Consider the following 1,260-nt stretch of genomic DNA (forward strand, 5'->3'; position numbering starts at 1 on the left):
CGCCAGCACGGTCAGGAACATCATGATCGCGATCACCCACGGCATCGGGCCGCTCAGCCGGCTTTCCGGCAGCAGGCGCCGCTCGGCCGGGGGCACGCGCAGCCATTGCATCATGCCTCGCCCCCTCCGCCCGGCGGATGACGCAGCGCGCCGGTGGGGTCGTTCAGCCGCCCGCGTTCCAGCCGCAGCACGCCGGCACCGGACACGCGCGAGAGCAGGTGGATGTCGTGCGTCGCCACCACCACCGTGGTGCCCAGCTTGTTGAGTACGTCGAACAGGTGCAGCAGCCGCGCCGCCATTTCCGGGTCGACGTTGCCGGTCGGCTCGTCGGCCACCAGGATCTCCGGCCGGCCGATCACCGCGCGGGCGATCGCCACGCGCTGCTGCTCGCCGCCCGAAAGCGTGGCGGGGCGGGCGGTGGCGCGGTCGCGCAGGCCCACCCAGTCGAGCATTTCCAGTACCGGGGCCGCCAGATCATGTTCCTCCACGCCCGCCACGCGCAGCGGCAGGGCGATATTGTCGAACGCCGAGAGATAGGGAACGAGGCGGAAATCCTGGAACACGACGCCGATCCGCCGCCGGAAGCCGGGCAGGCGATCGCGCGGCAGCGTCACCACGTCCTCGTCGAACAGCTGGATCATCCCCCGGCTGGGTCGCTGCGCCAGATACAGCAGCCTGAGCAGCGAGGTCTTGCCCGCGCCGGACGGGCCGGTGAGGAAGTAGAAAGCGCCCGGATGCAGCGTGAAGCTCACATCGGACAGCGTTTCGGCACCCGTGCCGTAGCGCAGGCCGACATTATCGAACGTGACGATCCCGCTCATCGCGCCTGACCCGCCCCCTTGGACATGCGGCGCTTTGCACGGGCAACCGCGCGACGTAAAGGCCGGGCGGTCGCCCGCCGGTATCTTGCCACAGGCGGCGGCGCGTGTTTAACCGCGCTTCGTTGCAACGCATGGTGCGTTAGAGCAAGGGCCCCCCATGATCCTGTCCTGCCCGGCCTGCGGCACCCGCTATCTCGTTCCGGACACCGCCGTCGGGCCGCAGGGCCGGCAGGTGCGGTGTGCTGCGTGCCGCCACAGCTGGTATCAGGAACCGGCCCCGTTCGAGCCGCCGGCCCCTGCCGCTCCCCCGGCGACGACGCTTCCAGCGGACGGGGCGGAGCCACCGGCGCCCGCCGATCGAGCCGCAGACGCCGATGTGCCGCCCGCCGCCACGCAGGCGCAAGCCACGCCGCCTGCCCGCCCGCAGACACGCCATGTC

2 protein-coding genes and 1 pseudogene are annotated in these 1,260 nt (G+C 71.4%); 1 reads left to right on the forward strand and 2 read right to left on the reverse strand.

Annotated elements, in window-relative coordinates; translation table 11 throughout:
• Both FOY91_RS22540 and ftsE read right to left on the reverse strand, forming a co-directional pair.
• Positions 1-111, reverse strand: a pseudogene (locus tag FOY91_RS22540) (cell division protein FtsX); the annotation flags it as partial.
• Positions 111-821 carry a cell division ATP-binding protein FtsE gene (gene ftsE, locus FOY91_RS21320; protein ID WP_145156075.1) on the reverse strand — a complete coding sequence of 237 codons (711 nt, stop codon included), beginning with the start codon at positions 819-821 and terminating at the stop codon, positions 111-113. The gene ftsE and the pseudogene FOY91_RS22540, both read right to left, overlap by 1 nt.
• A 157-nt stretch (positions 822-978) precedes the next feature.
• Here ftsE and FOY91_RS21325 point away from each other — a divergent pair.
• On the forward strand, positions 979-1,260 hold a 282-nt coding region (locus tag FOY91_RS21325; RefSeq protein WP_203234671.1), incomplete at its 3' end, for an MJ0042-type zinc finger domain-containing protein.

The sequence above is a fragment of the Alterirhizorhabdus solaris genome (assembly GCF_007785815.1).
In the GTDB taxonomy this organism is placed as follows: Bacteria; Pseudomonadota; Alphaproteobacteria; order Sphingomonadales; family Sphingomonadaceae; genus Alterirhizorhabdus; species Alterirhizorhabdus solaris.

Coding starts and splice junctions, on each gene's coding strand:
- ftsE (WP_145156075.1), bottom strand. CDS start 821: ATGAGCGGGATCGTCACGTTCGATAATGTCGGCCTGCGCTACGGCACG.